The following is a 21,022-nucleotide window of genomic DNA, read 5'->3' as shown; positions in this document are numbered from 1 at the left end:
ATGCCTGATTATCAGGTATCCGGGGAGGATTAAGGGGGTATTTGGGTAAAATCAGGAGTGATTTGGGGCGAAAACAGCCGAAAACCTGTGTTTGGGTTTCGGCTGTTGGGGGAAAGGCTTTTTTGCAAAGGTCTCAGGCCGTCTGAAAACCTGTAAAACGGGTTTTCAGACGGCCTTTGGCGTTCAGGCAGGGTATGCGGCGCAAGATATGCACGCGGCTTTTGGTTTGGCGGAAACGGGAGGCCGTCTGAAAGCGCAGTGTTGCAGGTCGGATTCTCAAATCCGACATTTTCCCGCAGGATCATTCTGCCGCGTGGGATGTCGGATACAAGTATCCGACCTACAACTACTCCGCTGTTTTGCAGTTTTCAGACGGCCTCTGCCATTGAGGCAGGGAGTGTGGCGCAAGCCACGCACGCGGTTTCGGGTTGGGAGGCAAGACAGGGATGCATTGAGCGGCAGAGAACGCGTGCGTCGCCTTGGGGCGACACACCCTACGTTTGGTTCGGCATGGGCGAAATAGGAACAGGCCGTCTGAAAATGTATTTTTTCAGACGGCCTTTTGCCGTTTTTACCATTTGCCGGTAATGCCAATCCTGAAAGTTCGCCCGGGGCGGGCATGTAGGAGCGGCTGAACGGATCCATGTAGTAGCGGTCGGTGAGGTTGGTGCCGACGATTTCGGCGGTGAGGTTTTTGCTGATGCGGTAGCGCAGGTAGGCATCAATGGTGGCGACGGCCGCCCAGGTGAGATCTGCGTTTCGGGACGCGTCCAGTTCGATTGCAAGGGCATTTTGTCTGTCCGGCGTTTGGAAGTGGCCTTTGGCCGAGTCGATAAAGCCGTTCCATGCCGGAGCGCGGGTTTTATGCGGCGCGTTGTGCCAATGGAAGCGTGTGCCGAATTCGATTTTGCCGCCTTTGAGCCGTGCGCCGAGTTCGGCGTCTACCGACCAGCGCGGCTGTTGCATGGTAACGAGGAAGCCTTCTCGGTTGACGCCGCCGGGGAAGCATTGGGGCACGCGTGCGAAGCTGCCCTGCCCTTTGTTGTCGGCGATGCGGTCGAGCAGGACGAGCTCTTGCAGGTAGTTGTGGAAACTTGCGCCGTCGTCGCAGACTTCGTTGCGGATGTTACGCAATACGCCGAGGCTGCCGTAGTATCTGCCGCTGTCGAAGAGGGCGGAGAGTTCCGCGCCGGTGCGGGTTTGTTTGTCGTACTGCTCGAATTCGAGGTTTTCGTTGCGGTCGATGATGTTTTTGGTGGTGTTGTGGAAATAGTTGACACGGAAATCGGCTTTACGCATTTTGGGGAACAGGGCGGTGAGGTCGTGGATGTAGCCGATTTCGATGTTTTTGCCGCGCTCGGGTTTCCACAGGTAGCCGTAGCGGGTTTGGGAGGCGGCAAAGTCGCTGCCGCGCGGGCTGATGTTGAGGCCGTAGGTGCCCTCGAAAATGCTGGGATAGCGCAGGGTTTCGGTATAGCGAAGGTAGGCGCGGGCGTTGTCGGTGAGGTTGAGGGTTACGGAAGCGGCGGGTGCCCAGCCGCCCGCGCTTTGTTTGAGGGCGCGGCGTTGTTCTTCGGCGGTAAGCGGGGTTTCCAGGGCTTGTGTGCCGTTTATCGAACTCAAATCATAACGTTGCACATAACGGGGGCTGTCGGTGTTGTTTGCGTCGTAGGCGGGGTTGGGGATGCTTGCGCCAAGCTCGGCGGATCGGGCAAGCAGGGGATGTTCGGCGGAATGGAGTTTGCCGTACCGGTCTTTCTCCCAATTTAAAACCACTGTATCCGCTAAATAAGGCACGCCGCGCTCGTCTGGGGAAATTTTGTCGTAGTCGGCCTGGGTTTGGTCTGAAATTTTGCTGAAATCCTGTTGCGCGCTGCTTCGTCTATCCGTTTTTTGGCTTCCAGATAGCGTCGATAGTCTTCTTGCGAGGCCACTTGTTTGATGTCTGTATAGGTAACGCCACGGTTGGCTTGCAGGATGCCGCCGTTGTCGATGAATTTTCTGACGTTGTCGTCCCAAATATTGAAGCGGGTATAGCGTGCGCCTGCGGTCAGGGTGAGCCACGAGCGCGGTTCAAAGCGGAAATTGAAGGCAAGGTTGAACTCGCGCCGCCTGCCGTTGCGCGGATAGGCGATTTGGTCAAGAAACAGGTTGGGCTGGATGTTTTCGGGATTGTTGGTGTCGTAACCGAAAAAGAAGTCGGCAAATTCGTTGCGGCTGCGCAGTTTTTCGGTTTGGTAGTCGCCCGATAGGGTCAGTTGCAGCTTGTCATTGAGTTTCATTTTGTTGGAAACGGTAAGACCGTTGCGGTTGTTGGCGGCATACAGGGCTTGGCCTTGGCGGGTATTGAAGCGGCCGTTGGTATTGGGCAGGCCGTCTTGCGCGCGGGGGCGTGTTCCTGTGCCGCCATAGAGCCAGCCGATGCAGTCGCCGTCCCAGTTGTTGTCAAACCAGGCAACATCGCCGGGCACGCCGCCTGCGGAGTTGGTTTTGGATTTGGTGCGCGTCGCCCACAGCGAGGCTTGCAGGTCTAGCCAGCGGCTGTTTTGCGGTTTCCATGTGTAATCGATATTGTAGGCGTGTTGTTTGACCCATGCCTGCGGCCATTCGGCAATCTTGCACATAATGGCGTAATTGTCGCCCTGAAAGCCGCTGCCGCTGAGAATGCGCGAAGGCATGACTTCGCCAAAGCGGGTGTTGGTCAGCCTTATGCCGAATTTCAGGCTTTGCCGCCCGCGCCGGCAGGCGGTAGGTGAATTTGCCCAGCCATGATTTTGTTTCCAAAGAAGTATTGGCCACTTCTCCGCCCGGTACGTAAAACAGGCCGACGGCGGTGGTTTTGGGCGAGACGTTGTTGATGTCGCCGCCCAGGCGTTCGAGGTTTTTCTCAACGTTTTTCTGCGGGTCTGGATCAAGGTAGCCGTAGGCTTCCGCGCCTTTTTTGCCGGAAAAATAGTTGCCTTTTTTGCGGTAGGCATAGGCAATCATGGCATCGAAATCCTGCTGCTTCGTGCCGGCGGCGATGCAGTGGGCTCTGTCGTTGCCGAATGTGTTTTTGCCGCTGAAACGCGGATCCAGGCGGTCCGGTCGGAAGGGTCGAGGAAAAAACGCCACATGCCGAGTGTGGAGTATTCGGGATGTTCGAGCGTGCGGTAATCGACATTTTCGGCATATACCGCGCGGCGCGGGGTAACGGAATTGGTGCTGGTTTCGGCCTTGACTTCCAAGCTGTATTTTTGCCCTTCGGGGACAATGTCGTCCGCGTCTATGGTTTTCATCGCCACCGAGCCGCCGATGCCGCTTTTCACATCGCGGTTGAACGACGGGCCTTTTTCCACATACACGCTGCTGACAATGTTCGGATCAACATAGTTGCGGTTGCTCGCGCCGGCCATGCCGCGCCAGACGGTAATCGCCTGTTCGGTGCCGTCGATGGTTACGGGGATGCGCCCCTGCCCCTGCACGCCGCGCACGTTGGGATCGAGTGCGCCGCCGTACACGCCGGTCATGCCGCCGAATAAGTCGGATACGGTGTTGCCCTTGAAGGTTTCCACTTCCTCTTTGCCTTTATACAGATTGACGATTTCGCGGGTGTAAACGCGGTCGTGGCCGCACTCGTGTTTGTTTGCGCCGCCGCGCACGACAACGGTGTCCAGCGCGGAAGATTCGGCGGGCTGATCGGGCGAGGAAAGCGGTGCGGCTTGTGATGTGCCGATAAGGTCCAGGCAGACGGAGATCAGGGAAAGGCGGTTGTTTTTCATGGAGATTGTCCTTGCAGAGCGTTGGCTTGCCGATTCAATGTCGGACTGATTCTTGTTTGATTGGGTGTATTATAGCGGAGTTTTAACAATATATAAACACAAAGATACAAATTTTCACGCATAACATGGCGGATATGGCCGTTCCCTAGGGGCTGTTGACATTCAGCTTGCGAGCGGTTTTTTGAGTAAAAAATACCCGAATGCAAGGAAAAAAGCGCAGCAAGGTTGGACACCTTGCGAGCATTTTTGACGCGGCAGGCGGGTGTTTTTTGCCAAAAACACCGCCGCAGGGCTGATTGTCAACAGCCCCTAGGCGTTTTAATTACACGAAAACGCCCCATGCGGCAGAAAAGGCTGTCTGAAAACAGGGTTCGGCTGCATCGAAACCCGTTTTTCAGACGGCCTCTGTCGTTTGTCTGTGTCGTTCTGCCCGATGCCGGAACAGCCCCCGCGCTTTCGCTGCAAGGGGGTGTTCTTGATTTGGATAATGGTTGATATTAGTTATTAAAGGTAATACTATACGCAATTTTTGACGGACACCCGCCATGACCGCCCTGCCCCACCTGTTCACTGCCTTCGCCATCGCCGCCGCCGCCGGACTTTTCACCGTGCTCGGCAGCGCGATGGTGATTTTTTCCAAAACGCCCAACCCGCGCGTGCTCTCCTTCGGGCTGGCCTTTGCCGGCGGCGCGATGGTGTATGTCTCGCTCACCGAGATTTTTTCCAAATCAAGCGAAGCCTTCGCGCAGGCATACGGCCAGCAGCACGGCTTCTCCGCCGCCACCCTCGCCTTTCTCGCCGGACTGGCCGCCATCGCCTTGATCGACCGCGTTATCCCCAACCCGCACGAAACGCTCGACCCGCACGCCCCCGCCTTTCAGGAAAACAAACGCCGCCACATCGCCCGCGTCGGCATGATGGCCGCCCTCGCCATTACCGCGCACAACTTCCCCGAAGGGCTGGCCACCTTTTTCGCCACGCTGGAAAACCCCGCCGTCGGCCTGCCGCTCGCGCTGGCGATTGCCATCCACAACATCCCCGAAGGCATTTCCATCGCCGCGCCGGTGTATTTCGCCACCCGCAGCCGCAGCAAAACCGTGCTCGCCTGCCTCGCCTCGGGGCTGGCCGAACCGCTGGGCGCGGTGCTTGGATATGCGTTTCTGAAACCCTTTCTGTCGCCGCCCGTGTTCGGCGCAGTGTTCGGCGTCATCGCCGGCGTGATGGTCTTTCTCGCGCTGGACGAGCTGCTGCCCGCCGCCAAACGCTATTCAGACGGCCACGAAACCGTGTACGGCCTGACTTCGGGCATGGCGGTCATCGCGCTGAGTTTGGTGCTGTTTCATTTTTAACGGTTAAAGGCGAAGAGGCCGTCTGAAAACTGTAAAACACGGTTTTCAGACGGCCTCTTAATAGTAAAACAACACAAAATCAGGGATTTCACCGACAACGCAAGTGCGGCATGCGAAGCAGGCTGTGTCGTGCAAACAGCAGGATGGATATTTTTGTGTTGTTCCGCGATGCAGAAAAAACGGCATACCGTTTTGCGGTATGCCGTGAGCGGGTGCTGGGTGCTGCTTTTGCGGTAGTGGCTTGCAGCGGCGGTGTGTCCCGCCTTAGTCCTCTTGCGCCCCGGATTGGAGGTAGTTTTCCAAGCCCATTTTGACAATCAGTTCCTGCTGGGTTTCCAGCCAGTCGATGTGCTCTTCGTTGATGTCTTTCTGTTTTTCCAGCAACGCGCGGCTGACATAATCCTGCTGCGCTTCGCACAGGGCGATGGCGGCGGCCAGCTCGGCGTGTTTTTCCTCTTCTTTGGCCAGGTCGCACTTGATGATTTCGGCGGTGTTTTCGCCAATCAGCAGCTTGCCCAGCTCTTGCAGGTTGGGCAGCCCTTCAAGCAGCAGGATGCGCTCGATCAGCGCGTCGGCCGATTTCATCTCGCGGATGGACTGTTTGTAGAAGTGTTCCGACAATTCTTCCAGCCCCCAGTTTTTCAGGATGCGGGCGTGGAGGAAATATTGGTTGATGGTTACCAAAAGCAGGCCGAGGTTTTTGTTCAGCCCGCGGATGACGGTGCGGTCGCCTTGCATGTTTTGTCCTTTCTGCGCGGCTGCTTAGAGCTGGCTCTGGGTGTAGTTTTCCAAACCCATCAGCTCGATCAGGCGCAGCTGCTGTTCGAGCCAGTGCGCGTGGTCTTCTTCGGTGTCGGCCAGCTGTTTGACCATGATGTCGCGGGTAACGTAGTCTTGTTTTTCCTCGCACAGTTTGATGCCTTTTTTCAGGGCGGCGCGCACTTCCAGCTCGGTGTTGAGGTCGGCTTTGAGCATGGAGGGCAGGTCGGTGCCGATGTTCAGCGCGGTGGGCACCATATTGGGCGTGCCTTCCAGCATCAGGATGCGGCGGATGAACTGCTCGGCGTGCTCGGTTTCTTCGGTCATTTCATGACCCAGACGCTCGAAAAGTTTGTTGTAGCCCCATTCGGCATACATGCGCGAGTGGATGAAATACTGGTCGCGCGCGGCCAGCTCGCCAGCCAGAAGTTCATTCATATAATCGATGACAGCTTTATCGCCTTTCATTTTGCTTTCCTTTTTATTGGTTGATTAATCAGACTAAATGTGGTGGTTTGGATTCAGTATTTTGCGCCTCTGCCGCTTGCGCTGCGTTTTTTTGAAACTGGGCGCATTCTAGCAGCGGCAAAGTGAAATGCAACTTTCCTTTTAAAATACAAACAATTATCGAGCGTAGCCCTGCCGTGTTTTTGAGACCGTCTGAAAATATCGGATTGTTTGCAATGGTTTTTTAAGCAGGTCAATACTAATAAATGCTCTCAATAGGTTTTGTAATTTACATAGTTTAACTTAATAACCCCGCCATTCCCGCAACACGGCAAAAGTCCGCCCGCTCTGCGCCACGGTGCTATAATGCGCAGTTTTCCGAATCCAGATAGCAAATAAAATCATGAAACAAATCCGCAACATCGCCATCATCGCCCACGTCGACCACGGCAAAACCACGCTGGTCGACCAGCTTCTGCGCCAGTCCGGCACCTTCCGCGCCAACCAGCAGGTAGACGAGCGCGTGATGGACAGCAACGATCTCGAAAAAGAACGCGGCATTACCATTCTCGCCAAAAACACCGCCATCGATTACGAGGGCTACCACATCAACATCGTCGATACGCCGGGACACGCCGACTTCGGCGGCGAAGTGGAGCGCGTATTGGGCATGGTCGACTGCGTGGTGCTGCTGGTGGACGCGCAGGAAGGCCCGATGCCGCAAACCCGCTTCGTTACCAAAAAAGCCCTCGCGCTAGGCTTGAAACCCATTGTGGTGATTAACAAAATCGACAAACCCACCGCCCGCGCCAGCTGGGTAATCGACCAGACATTTGATTTGTTCGACAACCTCGGCGCCACCGAAGAGCAGCTCGATTTCCCCATTGTGTACGCCTCCGGCCTCTCCGGCTTTGCCAAACTCAACGAAGAAGACGAAAGCAACGACATGCGTCCGCTGTTCGACACCATCTTAAAACACACGCCTGCACCGAGCGGCAGCGCGGACGAAACGCTGCAACTGCAAATTTCCCAACTCGACTACGACAACTACACCGGCCGCCTCGGTATCGGCCGCATTTTGAACGGCCGTATCAAACCCGGCCAAGTTGTTGCCGTGATGAACCACGAGCAGCAGGTCGCGCAAGGCCGAATCAACCAGCTTTTGGGCTTCAAAGGCTTGGAGCGCGTGCCGCTGGAAGAAGCCGAGGCGGGCGACATCGTGATTATTTCCGGTATTGAAGACATCGGTATCGGCGTAACCATTTCCGACAAAGAAAACCCCAAAGGCTTGCCGATGTTGAGCGTGGACGAGCCGACGCTGACGATGGACTTTATGGTCAACACCAGCCCGCTGGCAGGCACAGAAGGCAAGTTTGTAACCAGCCGCCAAATCCGCGACCGCCTGCAAAAAGAATTGCTCACCAACGTCGCCCTGCGCGTGGAAGACACCGCCGATGCCGACGTGTTCCGCGTGTCCGGCCGCGGCGAGCTGCACCTCACCATTTTGCTGGAAAACATGCGTCGCGAAGGCTACGAGCTGGCTGTGGGCAAACCGCGCGTGGTGTTCCGCGAGATTGACGGCCAAAAATGCGAGCCGTATGAAAACCTCACCGTTGACGTACCCGACGATAACCAAGGCGCGGTAATGGAAGAACTCGGCCGCCGCCGCGGCGAACTGACTAATATGGAAAGCGACGGCAACGGCCGTACCCGCCTCGAATACCATATTCCTGCGCGCGGCTTAATCGGTTTCCAAGGCGAATTCATGACCCTGACGCGCGGCGTCGGCCTGATGAGCCATGTATTCGACGACTACGCGCCTGTGAAACCCGATATGCCCGGCCGCCACAACGGCGTACTGATTTCCCAAGAGCAAGGCGAAGCCGTCGCCTATGCCTTATGGAATCTGGAAGACCGCGGCCGTATGTTCGTATCGCCCAACGACAAAATCTACGAAGGCATGATTATCGGCATCCACAGCCGCGACAACGATTTGGTGGTCAACCCGCTCAAAGGTAAAAAACTCACCAACATCCGCGCCAGCGGCACCGATGAAGCCGTGCGCCTGACTACGCCGATTAAGCTGACGCTGGAAGGCGCGGTTGAGTTTATCGACGATGACGAACTCGTTGAAATCACGCCCCAATCGATCCGCCTGCGCAAACGCTACCTGAGTGAACTGGAACGCCGCCGCCATTTTAAAAAACTGGATTAAAGCTGTGCTGCGTCCGCATACGGGAATAAAAGCGGCATCCGAACAGTATTTTTTGGAAACAGCTTACCTGAAAGGCCGTCTGCAAAACAGACGGCCTTTTACCTACCGGTCTTTCCACGGTTTCAGACGGCCTGTATTGTACCGCAAGCCTGGGAAGGACACGACCCGCCCGCAGGCGGACAAGCCCGCACCGGGCAAAAGCGAAGCCGGCATACCGCCGGCCTTTGTCTTGCAGCCCCACCCGTCTGCGGACGGGGCATCCTCCGTTTTGCGCCCTACTTTTTCACTGCTGCTGCGGGCGCGGCTGTAGTTGGCACGGCCGGTTTGACCGGTTTGGCATTGGCGGCACCGCCGACCGTCGCCTGGTCTTTCAGCTTGCCCAGGATACCGTCGCCGATACCCTTGACCTTCTTCAAATCGTCCACCGACTTGAACGCGCCGTTCTCCTTACGGTAGTCCACAATCGCCTGCGCCTTCGCCTGGCCGATACCCGGCAGCGCTTTGAGCTCTTCGGCCGTCGCCGTATTGATATTCACCGCAGCCGCCACCCAGGCCGCCACACCGTAAGCCAAAAGGCCGAACAAAGATTTCTTCAAATCCATAGTGTCCCTTCCGTTAAAAATAAAGGATTAAATATAAAGAGCAGGTATCATAATCAAGAATGACATAACAGGCAAGCCGGTTACGCCGCAACATACCGTACAACGGCATCCGAGATACAGATCCGTTTTCCGGCCAAACAAAAACCCCGCCACTTTGGCGGGGTTTGCAATAGGTGTCTGGCAGTGACCTACTTTCGCATGGGAATCCACACTATCATCGGCGCTGGTTCGTTTCACTGTCCTGTTCGGGATGGGAAGGAGTGGGACCAAACCGCTGTGGCCGCCAGACTGAAACTGTCAAATCGGCAAAGCCGGCCGCAGCAAGACATCCGTCTTTTGCGGCGTATCAACTGTGATGAACATATCGGAACAAGTCCTATGCAAGCATTATCTTCAAAGAAGCAAAGTCCTTCAAATGATAGAGTCAAGCCTCACGAGCAATTAGTACAGGTCAGCTTCACGCGTTACCGCGCTTCCACACCCTGCCTATCAACGTCCTGGTCTCGAACGGCTCTTTAGGAGGATTAAATCCCCAGGGAAGTCTCATCTTCAGGCGAGTTTCGCGCTTAGATGCTTTCAGCGCTTATCTCTTCCGAACTTAGCTACCCGGCGATGCGACTGGCGTCACAACCGGTACACCAGAGGTTCGTCCACTCCGGTCCTCTCGTACTAGGAGCAGCCCCCGTCAAACTTCCAACGCCCACTGCAGATAGGGACCAAACTGTCTCACGACGTTTTAAACCCAGCTCACGTACCACTTTAAATGGCGAACAGCCATACCCTTGGGACCGACTACAGCCCCAGGATGTGATGAGCCGACATCGAGGTGCCAAACTCCGCCGTCGATATGGACTCTTGGGCGGAATCAGCCTGTTATCCCCGGAGTACCTTTTATCCGTTGAGCGATGGCCCTTCCATACAGAACCACCGGATCACTATGTCCTGCTTTCGCACCTGCTCGACTTGTCGGTCTCGCAGTTAAGCTACCTTTTGCCATTGCACTATCAGTCCGATTTCCGACCGGACCTAGGTAACCTTCGAACTCCTCCGTTACTCTTTGGGAGGAGACCGCCCCAGTCAAACTGCCTACCATGCACGGTCCCCGACCCGGATCACGGGTCTGGGTTAGAACCTCAAAGCCACCAGGGTGGTATTTCAAGGACGGCTCCGCAGAAACTGGCGTTTCTGCTTCCAAGCCTCCCACCTATCCTACACAAGTGACTTCAAAGTCCAATGCAAAGCTACAGTAAAGGTTCACGGGGTCTTTCCGTCTAGCAGCGGGTAGATTGCATCTTCACAACCACTTCAACTTCGCTGAGTCTCGGGAGGAGACAGTGTGGCCATCGTTACGCCATTCGTGCGGGTCGGAACTTACCCGACAAGGAATTTCGCTACCTTAGGACCGTTATAGTTACGGCCGCCGTTTACTGGGGCTTCGATCCGATGCTCTCACATCTTCAATTAACCTTCCAGCACCGGGCAGGCGTCACACCCTATACGTCCACTTTCGTGTTAGCAGAGTGCTGTGTTTTTAATAAACAGTCGCAGCCACCGATTCTCTGCGACCCTCCTATGCTTACAGAGCAAGTCTTTCACATTAGAGGGCATACCTTCTCCCGAAGTTACGGTATCAATTTGCCGAGTTCCTTCTCCCGAGTTCTCTCAAGCGCCTTAGAATTCTCATCCTGCCCACCTGTGTCGGTTTGCGGTACGGTTCTGATCCAACTGAAGCTTAGTGGCTTTTCCTGGAAGCGTGGTATCGGTCACTTCGCATCCGTAGATGCTCGTTATCACTTCTCGGTGTTATGAAGACCCGGATTTGCCTGAGTCTTCCACCTACCGGCTTGAACAAACTATTCCAACAGTTTGCTGACCTAACCTTCTCCGTCCCCACATCGCATTGAATCAAAGTACGGGAATATTAACCCGTTTCCCATCGACTACGCATTTCTGCCTCGCCTTAGGGGCCGACTCACCCTACGCCGATGAACGTTGCGTAGGAAACCTTGGGCTTTCGGCGAGCGGGCTTTTCACCCGCTTTATCGCTACTCATGTCAACATTCGCACTTCTGATACCTCCAGCATACCTTACGATACACCTTCTCAGGCCTACAGAACGCTCCCCTACCATGCCTTGCGGCATCCGCGGCTTCGGTTACAGATTTGAGCCCCGTTACATCTTCCGCGCAGGACGACTCGACCAGTGAGCTATTACGCTTTCTTTAAATGATGGCTGCTTCTAAGCCAACATCCTGGCTGTCTGGGCCTTCCCACTTCGTTTACCACTTAATCTGTCATTTGGGACCTTAGCCGGCGGTCTGGGTTGTTTCCCTCTTGACAACGGACGTTAGCACCCGCTGTCTGTCTCCCGAGGAACCACTTGATGGTATTCTTAGTTTGCCATGGGTTGGTAAGTCGCAATGACCCCCTAGCCATAACAGTGCTTTACCCCCATCAGTGTCTAGCTCGAGGCACTACCTAAATAGTTTTCGGGGAGAACCAGCTATCTCCGAGTTTGTTTAGCCTTTCACCCCTATCCACAGCTCATCCCCGCATTTTGCAACATGCGTGGGTTCGGACCTCCAGTACCTGTTACGGCACCTTCATCCTGGCCATGGATAGATCACTCGGTTTCGGGTCTACACCCAGCAACTGATCGCCCTATTAAGACTCGGTTTCCCTGCGCCTCCCCTATCCGGTTAAGCTCGCTACTGAATGTAAGTCGTTGACCCATTATACAAAAGGTACGCAGTCACGGAATTATTCCGCTCCCACTGTTTGTATGCATCAGGTTTCAGGTTCTATTTCACTCCCCTCCCGGGGTTCTTTTCGCCTTTCCCTCACGGTACTGGTTCACTATCGGTCGATGATGAGTATTTAGCCTTGGAGGATGGTCCCCCCATCTTCAGACAGGATTTCACGTGTCCCGCCCTACTTGTCGTATACCTAGTACCACCAATCTGTTTTCGAATACGGGGCTATCACCCGCTATGGCAGAAGTTTCCAATTCTTTCTTCTAACAGTTCGGCTATCGTATACAGGCTCCTCCGCGTTCGCTCGCCACTACTTGCGGAATCTCGGTTGATTTCTTTTCCTCCGGGTACTTAGATGGTTCAGTTCTCCGGGTTCGCTTCTCTTGCCCTATGTATTCGGACAAGGATACCTCCTAAGAGGTGGGTTTCCCCATTCGGACATCACCGGATCATAGCTTTATTGCCAGCTCCCCGATGCTTTTCGCAGGCTTACACGTCCTTCGTCGCCTATCATCGCCAAGGCATCCACCTGATGCACTTATTCACTTGACTCTATCATTTGAAGTACCTTTCTGACTTCGGTACTTTGCCGTTGACTAGCTTGGCACCTTAAGGCCTCTACTTTGATAAAGCTTACTGCTTGTTGTGTCTTAATCCCGCCTTTTGTGTCTCGGGATTAAGTCGATACAATCATCACCCAAATTACTGGGCTTTATTTCGAACTGTTTGGTAGTTCTGATAAAACCTCAGTGTCTTTGTTTGTTGATTTCGGCTTTCCAATTTGTTAAAGATCGATGCGTTTTGATTCGCAAATTAAAATAAACTATTTAGAATGTTTCTCTTGCAAATTGCCGGTATGTTTTACTTTCCAACAATTTGCTTTCTGTTTAATTCGCTTTAATTTGAAAATCTTGGTGGAGGCAAACGGGATCGAACCGATGACCCCCTGCTTGCAAAGCAGGTGCTCTACCAACTGAGCTATGCCCCCGGATGTTCGCTGGTGGGTCTGGTAGGACTTGAACCTACGACCCCACGCTTATCAAGCGTGTGCTCTAACCACCTGAGCTACAAACCCTTTGTAACGCTCTGTCCGATTACCGATAAGTGTGGGTGCCAAGCCCTTTTCTCTAGAAAGGAGGTGATCCAGCCGCAGGTTCCCCTACGGCTACCTTGTTACGACTTCACCCCAGTCATGAAGCATACCGTGGCAAGCGGCCCCCTTGCGGTTAGCCTACCTGCTTCTGGTATCCCCCACTCCCATGGTGTGACGGGCGGTGTGTACAAGACCCGGGAACGTATTCACCGCAGTATGCTGACCTGCGATTACTAGCGATTCCGACTTCATGCACTCGAGTTGCAGAGTGCAATCCGGACTACGATCGGTTTTCTGGGATTGGCTCCGCCTCGCGGCTTGGCTACCCTCTGTACCGACCATTGTATGACGTGTGAAGCCCTGGTCATAAGGGCCATGAGGACTTGACGTCATCCCCACCTTCCTCCGGTTTGTCACCGGCAGTCTCATTAGAGTGCCCAACCAAATGATGGCAACTAATGACAAGGGTTGCGCTCGTTGCGGGACTTAACCCAACATCTCACGACACGAGCTGACGACAGCCATGCAGCACCTGTGTTACGGCTCCCGAAGGCACCCTTCCGTCTCTGGAAGGTTCCGTACATGTCAAGACCAGGTAAGGTTCTTCGCGTTGCATCGAATTAATCCACATCATCCACCGCTTGTGCGGGTCCCCGTCAATTCCTTTGAGTTTTAATCTTGCGACCGTACTCCCCAGGCGGTCGATTTCACGCGTTAGCTACGCTACTAAGGCATCAAGTGCCCCAACAGCTAATCGACATCGTTTAGGGCGTGGACTACCAGGGTATCTAATCCTGTTTGCTACCCACGCTTTCGGGCATGAACGTCAGTGTTATCCCAGGGGGCTGCCTTCGCCATCGGTATTCCTCCACATCTCTACGCATTTCACTGCTACACGTGGAATTCTACCCCCCTCTGACACACTCTAGCCACCCAGTTCGGAACGCAGTTCCCGGGTTGAGCCCGGGGATTTCACATCCCGCTTAAGTAACCGTCTGCGCCCGCTTTACGCCCAGTAATTCCGATTAACGCTCGCACCCTACGTATTACCGCGGCTGCTGGCACGTAGTTAGCCGGTGCTTATTCTTCAGGTACCGTCATCAGAGCACGGTATTAACATGCCCCTTTTCTTCCCTGACAAAAGTCCTTTACAACCCGAAGGCCTTCTTCAGACACGCGGCATGGCTGGATCAGGCTTGCGCCCATTGTCCAAAATTCCCCACTGCTGCCTCCCGTAGGAGTCTGGGCCGTGTCTCAGTCCCAGTGTGGCGGATCATCCTCTCAGACCCGCTACTGATCGTCGCCTTGGTGGGCCTTTACCCCGCCAACCAGCTAATCAGACATCGGCCGCTCGAATAACGCGAGGTCCTAAGATCCCCCGCTTTCCCCCTCAGGGCGTATGCGGTATTAGCTGTCCTTTCGGACAGTTATCCCCCATTACTCGGTACGTTCCGATGCGTTACTCACCCGTTCGCCACTCGCCACCCAAGAAGCAAGCTTCTCTGTGCTGCCGTCCGACTTGCATGTGTAAAGCATGCCGCCAGCGTTCAATCTGAGCCAGGATCAAACTCTTATGTTCAATCTCTAACTTATTCAACTTCTGGTCCGCTTCAAAGAAACCGACAGGAAACAAATGTTTGTCTCTGTCTGTTTTTGTCGCAGTGCGGGGCTCGCGCACCCACACTTATCGGTAATCGTTTTGTTAAAGAACTGTGCCGCCGAAGCAGCGAAGACGCGAACTATACGGGAACGGGAATTTCAGGTCAAGCCTTGCAGCGGGGATATTTCGGGGGAAAACGGCATTGCCTTGGCAGAAAAGGAAATTTTGTTTTGGAAAAAACGGGCAAAGGCAGGTGAAAGGCTTTAAGAGGCCGTCTGAAAAGCCTTTGCGCCGCATATCCAGCCTATTGTTATTTTGATATGATGCGCCGTTTTGCGGCACACCCTTAGATTAAATCTCCAAAATAGAATAGGCGCGAACTATGTCTGTTTACACCAGCGTTTCCGACGACGAAATGCGCATCTTCCTTGCCGACTATGATTTGGGCTCGTTTGTTTCGCTGACGGGCATTGCGCAGGGCGTTACCAACAGCAATTATTTTCTCGACACCACCTCCGGCCGTTATGTGCTGACGCTTTTTGAAGTGCTGCGGCAGGAGGAGCTGCCGTTTTTCCTGTTGCTGAAACAGCACCTCAGCAGCAACGGAGTAGCCTGCCCCGCTCCGGTTGCGCGGCGCGACGGGCGTTTCGATTCGGTATTGGCGGGCAAACCCGCCTGTCTGGTTACCTGCCTGAGCGGCGCGGACACCGGCTGCCCGACGACGGAACAGTGTTTCAACACCGGCGCGATGCTGGCGAAAATGCACCTTGACGGACAAAGTTTCCCCATGCACATGGAAAATCCGCGCCATGTCCGCTGGTGGCACGAATCGGCGCAAAAGCTGTTTCCCGTTTTGGACGGAGACGACGCGAAGCTGCTGGCCGACGAAATCGCCTATTTGGACACCCACCCCGACACCGGCCTGCCGCGCGGCATCATCCATGCCGACCTTTTTAAAGACAACGTATTGCTCGACGGCAGCGCGGTGGCCGGCTTTATCGACTTCTATTACGCCTGCGACGGCTGTTTTATGTACGACCTCGCCATCGCCGTGAACGACTGGGCGCGTACCGCCGACAATCTGTTGGATGCAGAACGCGCCGCTGCTTTTATGCGCGGTTATGAAAGCGTCCGAGTGCCGTCCGCCGTCGAACGCGCTTATTTTCCCACCGCGCAGCGTGCCGCCTGCGTCCGCTTCTGGGTTTCCCGCCTGCTGGATTTCCACTTCCCGCAGGAGGGCGAAATGACCTTTATCAAAGACCCCAACGCCTTCCGCAATTTGCTGCTTTCTTTCAGGCAAACTCGACCTTAACGCTCTTCTTTTCAGACGGCCTCTGCCGCCGAATGCCCAAATATACAAATGTTAAAAGTACCACCCTGCGGCGTGCGCGTTTCCCGTCCGGCGAACGCCGTTTTCCCGATAAAAACGGCAGGCCGTCTGAAAACCTCCGCCCACCCGCGCATTCCGCCCTGTGCCGTTTTCCGTTACAATCAAAACGGTTTTCCATTATCCGCACCCGTTTGCACGGCTTAAAGGCCGTCTGAAAACACGAAAGGCCGTCCCCTCCTGCACTCCTTCGGAGCATAAACGCAGGGATGGCGTTTCTGAAAGACGGATACGGATAAGGCAGGCCGCCAACCCCATCAGAATAAAAAAGGAACATCAAATGCACGTCAAAATGCGCCAACTGCTCTTTCCCGCCCTCCTCTGCGCCCCCGCCGCCGCCCTTGCCGCCACGCCCGACGGCGCGCAGCTCAGCCTGTTTTGGGGCATACCCTTCGTCCTCATCCTACTCTCCATCGCCACCGGCCCGCTCTTTTTCGCCCACATCTGGCACCACCACTTCGGCAAAATCACCGCCATGTGGACACTGCTGTTCCTCATCCCCTTCACCCTCGTTTACGGCTTCGGCGCGGGCGTCGGCACCGTCGTCCACGCCCTGGTGGAAGAATACATCCCCTTCATCCTGCTGCTGCTGGCCTTATATACCGTCTCCGGCGGCATCCTCGTGTGGGGCAACCTGCACGGCTCGCCGAAAACCAACACCGCCATCCTCGCCATCGGCACGCTCTTGGCCTCGGTCATGGGCACCACCGGCGCGGCCATGCTCATGATCCGCCCGCTGCTCAAAGCCAACGACAACCGCAAACACCGCGTCCACAGCGTCGTCTTCTTCATCTTCCTCGTCGCCAACATCGGCGGCGGCCTCACCCCGCTGGGCGACCCTCCCCTCTTCCTCGGCTTCCTGAAAGGCGTGGACTTCGGCTGGACGGTGGAGCACATGCTGCCGCCCGTCCTCATCAGCGCGACCGTGCTGCTCACCCTGTTCTACTTCATCGACCGCCACTACTACGCCCTCGAAGACGAAATCCTGCCGCGCGACCCCAGCCCCGACAGCGCATTGAAAATCCACGGCAAACGCAACTTCTTCCTCCTGGCCGCCATCGTCGGTGCCGTGCTGCTCTCCGGCATCTGGAAACCCGGCGTCTCCTTCGACATCCTCGGCAGCCACTACGAACTGCAAAACCTCGTGCGCGACGGCCTCCTGCTCGCCATCACCCTGATTTCCCTGAAAATTACCCCCAAACAAGTCCGCACCGGCAACGAGTTCAACTGGGATCCCATCACCGAAGTCGGCAAACTCTTCCTCGGCATCTTCATCACCATCGCCCCCGTCCTCGCCATCCTCAAAGCCGGTGAACACGGCGCGATGGCCGGCCTCGTCGCCCTCGTCCACGACAGCGCGGGCAACCCCGTCAACACCATGTATTTCTGGATGTCCGGCATGTTGTCCGCCTTCCTCGACAACGCCCCCACCTACCTCGTCTTCTTCAACCTCGCCGGCGGCGACCCCCACGTCCTCATGAACGGCCACCTCTTCCACACCCTCCTGGCCGTCTCCATGGGCTCCGTCTTCATGGGCGCGCTCAGCTACATCGGTAACGCCCCCAACTTCATGGTCAAAGCCATCGCCGAACAGCGCAAAGTCCCCATGCCCGCCTTCTTCGGCTACATGGCCTGGTCGTTCGGCATCCTCATCCCCCTCTTCATCCTGCATACCCTCGTCTTCTTCGTGTGGCAGATTTTCTAAACGCAGCATACAGATAAAGCAGAGGCCGTCTGAAAACCGTGTTTTGCACTTTTCAGACGGCCTCTGCCATTTAAGGCAGAGTGTGCGGTGCAAGCCGCGCACGCGGTTTGCACCGCAACAACAGTTTCGCGTACACAAACCCGTACACGGCAAAAACGCCGTCTGAAAACACAGCCTCAACAAAGCCGAAACCTGTTTTCAGAAACACCATCCCAGCACAGGCGGCGACAGCCTCTGCCAATGTAAAACCCGCCCCGCCCGTTTGGGCGGCAGACGCAAAACTGTTATCATCCCCCCGTTTTTCAGACGGCCTGAAACACCGGACAGGCCGTCTGAAAACACAGCTGCAACGAAGTTAAAACACCATTCCGGCGCAGCCGCCGCCACACACAAACAACCCCTTTCCAAACAGCCGCAAACAAAAACAAACAGGCCGTCTGAAAGCGCAGTCCCCAAACCAAACAAACCCGCAGAAAGCCCCGCCGTGAAAGCCCTCCGCCCCGCCCTCGCAGCCGCCCTCCTCCTTGCCGCCTGCACCGCCGAACAAACCGTCGAACCAGTCAACAGCGGCGCAAACCGCCCCGCCGACACCTCCCAATTCCGCCTCCCCAGCGTGCGCGGCAGCGAAAGCATGATGCAGACCCTCGACGACTACGCCCGCTACGACAGCGTTCTGCAAGCCGCCAAAAACGGCGACGACATCCAGCCCGCCCAATTCCTCAACAGCCAAAACGACAGCGCAATGGGCGAAGCCGTGCGCAACGAATGGCTCAAAAGCCTCGCCAAACGCGGCAACTGGCAAACCTTCCAAAACGAATACGCCCGTCTCGCCCCCGAAGGCCGCAGCAAAGAAGTCCGCTGCTACGCCGAAACCCTCGGCGACACCGGCCTCTCCGCCGAACTCGTCCGCGACACCGCCCGCCTGCCCCAAGGCTGCAACACCCTCCTCGAAACCCAGGCCGCCCAAGGCCGCCTCAACCCCGCCGACGCCTGGCGGCGCGTGCGCGGCCTCATCGCCGCCAACCAAACCACCGACGCCGCCCGCCTCGCCGCCGCCCTCGGCAGCCCGCTTGACGGCGGCAGCGGCCAAGGCGCGCAGGAAAACCAACTGCGCAGCGTCATCGGCGCGGCCGCCCTCAAAAACCCCGACGCCGCAGCCGCCCGCCTCGCCGCCCTCGAACCCGCCCTCACCGCCGACCAGACCGCCTTCGCCTGGGGCGTGCTCGGCCGCCAGCAGGCCAAAAACCAAAACTACGCCGCCGCCCTCGACGCCTACGCCCGCGCCAACCCCCAACAACTCACCGACGAACAGGCTGAATGGTACGCCCGCGCCGCCCTGCGCCAGCAAAACTGGCCGCTGCTGGCCACCGTCATCCGAAACATGCCGCAAAACCTGCAACAAAGCCCCGCATGGCTCTACTGGCTCGGCCGCAGCCTCGAAGCCCAAGGCAATAAAACCCAAGCCGCAGGGCTCTACCGCCAGGCTGCCGCCAGCAGCCGCAACTTCTACGCCGTCCTCGCCGCCGAAGAACTCGGCGGCCGTCCCGACACCCGCAACACAGCCGCCGAACCCGCCGCCGCCGACCTGCGCGCCCTCGAACGCGACGGCGCCATCAACCGCGCCCTCATCCTCTTCCACGCCTCCGGCGGCAACAAAGCCATGCGCCGCGCCGCCCAGGCCGAATGGCGTTACGCCACACGCGGCTTCAACGACGACACCCTCCTCGCCGCCGCCCGCCTCGCCTACGACAAACGCTTCTACGAAATGGCCGTCCACTCCGCCGACAACACCACGCAGAAACACAACTTCAACCTGCGCTACATCACCCCCTACCGCGAATCCGTTGCCGCCCACGCCCAAGCCAACGGCATCGACCCCGCCTGGGTATACGGCCTCATCCGACAAGAAAGCCGCTTCGTAACCGGCGCGCAGTCCGGCGTCGGCGCGCAGGGTCTCATGCAGGTCATGCCCGCCACCGCCCGCGAAATCGCCCGCAAAACCGGCATGGACAGCGGCGAACTCCACACCGACGACGGCAACATCCGCATGGGCACCTGGTATCTGGCCGACGCCCGACGCCGCCTGCAAAACAGCGAAGTCCTCGCCGCCGCCGGCTACAACGCCGGCCCCGGCCGCGCCCGCCAATGGCAGGCCGCCACCCCCCTCGAAGCCGCGATTTACGCCGAAACCATCCCCTTCGACGAAACCCGCGACTACGTCAAAAAAGTTATGGCCAACACCGCCTACTACACCGCCCTCTCCGGCCGCCACACCCCCCTCAAACGCCGCATGGGCACCATCCCCGCCAAATAGGCCGCCGGCACGCAACAGAGGCCGTCTGAAAACATGGAAACATGATTTTCAGACGGCCTCTTTACCGCCGCGTAGGGTCTGTGGTTCTGCCACACACGCGGTTTCGGGGATGCAGTGGTTGTTTTCAGATGTTCTTCAAACGGCAGAAACCGCGTGCGTCGCCCCACGGCGGCACCCACGGACAATTCGGCACGGGTGCGGCGGACAACGGATTTCCACCGCCAAGGCAGGCTGTGTGGCGCAAGCCGCGCACGCGGTTTGCACCGCGACAACGGTTTTGCGCAAACACAAACCCGCACGCGGCAAAAAGGCCGTCTGAAAAACCCGTTTCCAAGTTTTTCAGACGGCCTCAAAACGGCATAACGGCGTGTGTCCCGCCCTACTCCGCCGTGCGGCGCAGCAGGAATGCCTCGCGCGTTTCCAGGTTTTTCAAGAAGCGCGACAGCTCGGAAAGCGCGCCCTGGTATACACCGCGTTTGAATTCGATCACTTCGTCTATCGGTGCCCAATAGTCGTGCCAACGCCAGCCGTCGAATTCCGGGTGGCTGGTGGCGCGCAGGTGCACGTCGCTTTCACGGCCGACGAGGCGCAGCAGATACCAAATCTGTTTCTGCCCCTTGTACGACCCGCGCCATTCGCGCCGCACCCAGCCGTCGGGCACGTCGTAGCGCAGCCAGTCGCGCGTGCGGCCGATGATTTTCACGTGGTGCGGCAGCAGGCCGACTTCTTCCAGAAGCTCGCGATACATCGCGGTTTCCGGGCTTTCGCCGGGCTTGATGCCGCCCTGCGGAAACTGCCAGGAATGCTCGCGCACGCGCTTGCCCCAAAACACCTGGTTGTGCCGGTTGGTCAGGATGATGCCGACATTGGGGCGGTAGCCTTCTCTGTCCAACATGGTTTCGCCCTCGCTGATTTTTACAATCGGGCGATTTTCCCATATTACAGGCCGTCTGAAAAGAAAGCCCGCCCCGCGCAAAACGGCAGCATTCGGGCATCCGTGCCGCGCCCCGGGCTGTGTCGCATTTGTTAAAAAACGT

General features: G+C 56.8%; 14 protein-coding genes, 2 tRNA genes and 3 rRNA genes. 6 read left to right on the top strand and 13 right to left on the bottom strand.

Going from position 1 to position 21,022, the window contains the following annotated elements:
• Window positions 1-133: 133 nt before the first annotated feature.
• The 4 genes from H3L91_RS04375 to H3L91_RS12290 all read right to left on the bottom strand — a co-directional run bounded on the left by H3L91_RS04375 (window position 134) and on the right by H3L91_RS12290 (window position 3,761).
• Window positions 134-280: a hypothetical protein gene (locus H3L91_RS04375; RefSeq protein WP_007342335.1), complete on the bottom strand. Its 147-nt coding sequence runs from the start codon at window positions 278-280 to the stop codon at window positions 134-136.
• Complete coding sequence (locus H3L91_RS04370; protein ID WP_007342334.1) at window positions 277-1,776, bottom strand: TonB-dependent receptor domain-containing protein; 1,500 nt, start codon at window positions 1,774-1,776, stop codon at window positions 277-279. Before H3L91_RS04370 ends, H3L91_RS04375 begins: the two co-directional genes overlap by 4 nt.
• Window positions 1,777-1,784: 8 nt before the next feature.
• Complete coding sequence (locus tag H3L91_RS12295) at window positions 1,785-2,678, bottom strand: TonB-dependent receptor (RefSeq protein ID WP_007342333.1); 894 nt, start codon at window positions 2,676-2,678, stop codon at window positions 1,785-1,787.
• Window positions 2,679-2,984: 306 nt separating this feature from the next.
• Complete coding sequence (locus tag H3L91_RS12290; protein WP_007342332.1) at window positions 2,985-3,761, bottom strand: TonB-dependent receptor plug domain-containing protein; 777 nt, start codon at window positions 3,759-3,761, stop codon at window positions 2,985-2,987.
• A gap of 545 nt (window positions 3,762-4,306) precedes the next feature.
• Between H3L91_RS12290 and zupT the strand changes: the two genes are divergently transcribed.
• A complete protein-coding gene (gene zupT / locus H3L91_RS04360) occupies window positions 4,307-5,110 on the top strand; it encodes a zinc transporter ZupT (protein WP_007342331.1) in 804 nt (267 codons plus the stop codon).
• 264 nt (window positions 5,111-5,374) lie between these two features.
• Here zupT and bfr (H3L91_RS04355) read toward each other — a convergent pair whose 3' ends face one another.
• Together bfr (H3L91_RS04355) and bfr (H3L91_RS04350) are read right to left on the bottom strand one after the other, a co-directional pair.
• A complete protein-coding gene (gene bfr / locus H3L91_RS04355; RefSeq protein ID WP_007342330.1) occupies window positions 5,375-5,848 on the bottom strand; it encodes a bacterioferritin in 474 nt (157 codons plus the stop codon).
• A gap of 24 nt (window positions 5,849-5,872) precedes the next feature.
• Window positions 5,873-6,337, bottom strand: coding sequence for a bacterioferritin (gene bfr, locus H3L91_RS04350; protein WP_007342329.1), 465 nt, complete (start codon window positions 6,335-6,337; stop codon window positions 5,873-5,875).
• A gap of 382 nt (window positions 6,338-6,719) precedes the next feature.
• Between bfr (H3L91_RS04350) and typA the strand changes: the two genes are divergently transcribed.
• Window positions 6,720-8,531, top strand: a complete 1,812-nt coding sequence (gene typA, locus H3L91_RS04345) for a translational GTPase TypA (RefSeq protein WP_182109883.1) — start codon at window positions 6,720-6,722, stop codon at window positions 8,529-8,531.
• Window positions 8,532-8,806: 275 nt separating this feature from the next.
• Here typA and H3L91_RS04340 read toward each other — a convergent pair whose 3' ends face one another.
• The 6 genes from H3L91_RS04340 to H3L91_RS04315 all read right to left on the bottom strand — a co-directional run bounded on the left by H3L91_RS04340 (window position 8,807) and on the right by H3L91_RS04315 (window position 14,558).
• Complete coding sequence (locus tag H3L91_RS04340) at window positions 8,807-9,133, bottom strand: ComEA family DNA-binding protein (RefSeq protein WP_007343959.1); 327 nt, start codon at window positions 9,131-9,133, stop codon at window positions 8,807-8,809.
• Window positions 9,134-9,308: 175 nt separating this feature from the next.
• Window positions 9,309-9,421: ribosomal RNA gene (gene rrf / locus H3L91_RS04335) — 5S ribosomal RNA — on the bottom strand.
• Window positions 9,422-9,553: 132 nt separating this feature from the next.
• A 23S ribosomal RNA gene (locus H3L91_RS04330) occupies window positions 9,554-12,438 on the bottom strand.
• A 360-nt stretch (window positions 12,439-12,798) separates the two neighbouring features.
• A tRNA-Ala gene (locus H3L91_RS04325) sits at window positions 12,799-12,874 on the bottom strand.
• A gap of 10 nt (window positions 12,875-12,884) precedes the next feature.
• Window positions 12,885-12,961 (bottom strand) — tRNA-Ile (locus H3L91_RS04320).
• Window positions 12,962-13,017: 56 nt separating this feature from the next.
• Window positions 13,018-14,558 (bottom strand): 16S ribosomal RNA (locus tag H3L91_RS04315).
• Together the 16S, 23S and 5S rRNA genes with 2 tRNA genes alongside form the textbook arrangement of a ribosomal RNA operon.
• 54 nt (window positions 14,559-14,612) lie before the next feature.
• Between H3L91_RS04315 and H3L91_RS04310 the strand changes: the two genes are divergently transcribed.
• The 4 genes from H3L91_RS04310 to H3L91_RS04295 all read left to right on the top strand — a co-directional run bounded on the left by H3L91_RS04310 (window position 14,613) and on the right by H3L91_RS04295 (window position 19,985).
• Complete coding sequence (locus H3L91_RS04310; RefSeq protein ID WP_182109881.1) at window positions 14,613-14,846, top strand: hypothetical protein; 234 nt, start codon at window positions 14,613-14,615, stop codon at window positions 14,844-14,846.
• Between the two features lie 115 nt (window positions 14,847-14,961).
• Window positions 14,962-15,891 (top strand): homoserine kinase, encoded by a 930-nt coding sequence (gene thrB / locus H3L91_RS04305; RefSeq protein WP_007342326.1) that lies wholly within the window; start codon window positions 14,962-14,964, stop codon window positions 15,889-15,891.
• A 355-nt stretch (window positions 15,892-16,246) separates the two neighbouring features.
• Window positions 16,247-17,671, top strand: coding sequence for a sodium:proton antiporter (locus H3L91_RS04300; protein ID WP_007342324.1), 1,425 nt, complete (start codon window positions 16,247-16,249; stop codon window positions 17,669-17,671).
• A gap of 484 nt (window positions 17,672-18,155) precedes the next feature.
• The gene (locus H3L91_RS04295) at window positions 18,156-19,985 is read left to right on the top strand and encodes a lytic transglycosylase domain-containing protein (RefSeq protein WP_040659423.1); all 1,830 of its coding nucleotides are present in this window, start codon (window positions 18,156-18,158) and stop codon (window positions 19,983-19,985) included.
• A 379-nt stretch (window positions 19,986-20,364) separates the two neighbouring features.
• On the opposite strand, the gene H3L91_RS04290 is transcribed toward H3L91_RS04295, so the two are convergent.
• Window positions 20,365-20,880 (bottom strand): RNA pyrophosphohydrolase, encoded by a 516-nt coding sequence (locus H3L91_RS04290; protein ID WP_040658788.1) that lies wholly within the window; start codon window positions 20,878-20,880, stop codon window positions 20,365-20,367.
• Window positions 20,881-21,022 lie beyond the last annotated feature (142 nt).

Origin of the sequence: Neisseria bacilliformis, assembly GCF_014055025.1 — a bacterium.
GTDB classification, from domain to species: Bacteria; Pseudomonadota; Gammaproteobacteria; order Burkholderiales; family Neisseriaceae; genus Neisseria; species Neisseria bacilliformis.
This window is presented reverse-complemented; position numbering and strand designations above follow the sequence as displayed.

Coding starts and splice junctions, on each gene's coding strand:
- thrB (WP_007342326.1), top strand. CDS start 14,962: ATGTCTGTTTACACCAGCGTTTCCGACGACGAAATGCGCATCTTCCTT.
- H3L91_RS04290 (WP_040658788.1), bottom strand. CDS start 20,880: ATGTTGGACAGAGAAGGCTACCGCCCCAATGTCGGCATCATCCTGACC.
- zupT (WP_007342331.1), top strand. CDS start 4,307: ATGACCGCCCTGCCCCACCTGTTCACTGCCTTCGCCATCGCCGCCGCC.
- H3L91_RS04300 (WP_007342324.1), top strand. CDS start 16,247: ATGCACGTCAAAATGCGCCAACTGCTCTTTCCCGCCCTCCTCTGCGCC.
- H3L91_RS04310 (WP_182109881.1), top strand. CDS start 14,613: ATGTTTGTCTCTGTCTGTTTTTGTCGCAGTGCGGGGCTCGCGCACCCA.
- H3L91_RS04340 (WP_007343959.1), bottom strand. CDS start 9,133: ATGGATTTGAAGAAATCTTTGTTCGGCCTTTTGGCTTACGGTGTGGCG.
- typA (WP_182109883.1), top strand. CDS start 6,720: ATGAAACAAATCCGCAACATCGCCATCATCGCCCACGTCGACCACGGC.
- H3L91_RS12290 (WP_007342332.1), bottom strand. CDS start 3,761: ATGAAAAACAACCGCCTTTCCCTGATCTCCGTCTGCCTGGACCTTATC.
- bfr (WP_007342329.1), bottom strand. CDS start 6,337: ATGAAAGGCGATAAAGCTGTCATCGATTATATGAATGAACTTCTGGCT.
- bfr (WP_007342330.1), bottom strand. CDS start 5,848: ATGCAAGGCGACCGCACCGTCATCCGCGGGCTGAACAAAAACCTCGGC.
- H3L91_RS12295 (WP_007342333.1), bottom strand. CDS start 2,678: ATGCCTTCGCGCATTCTCAGCGGCAGCGGCTTTCAGGGCGACAATTAC.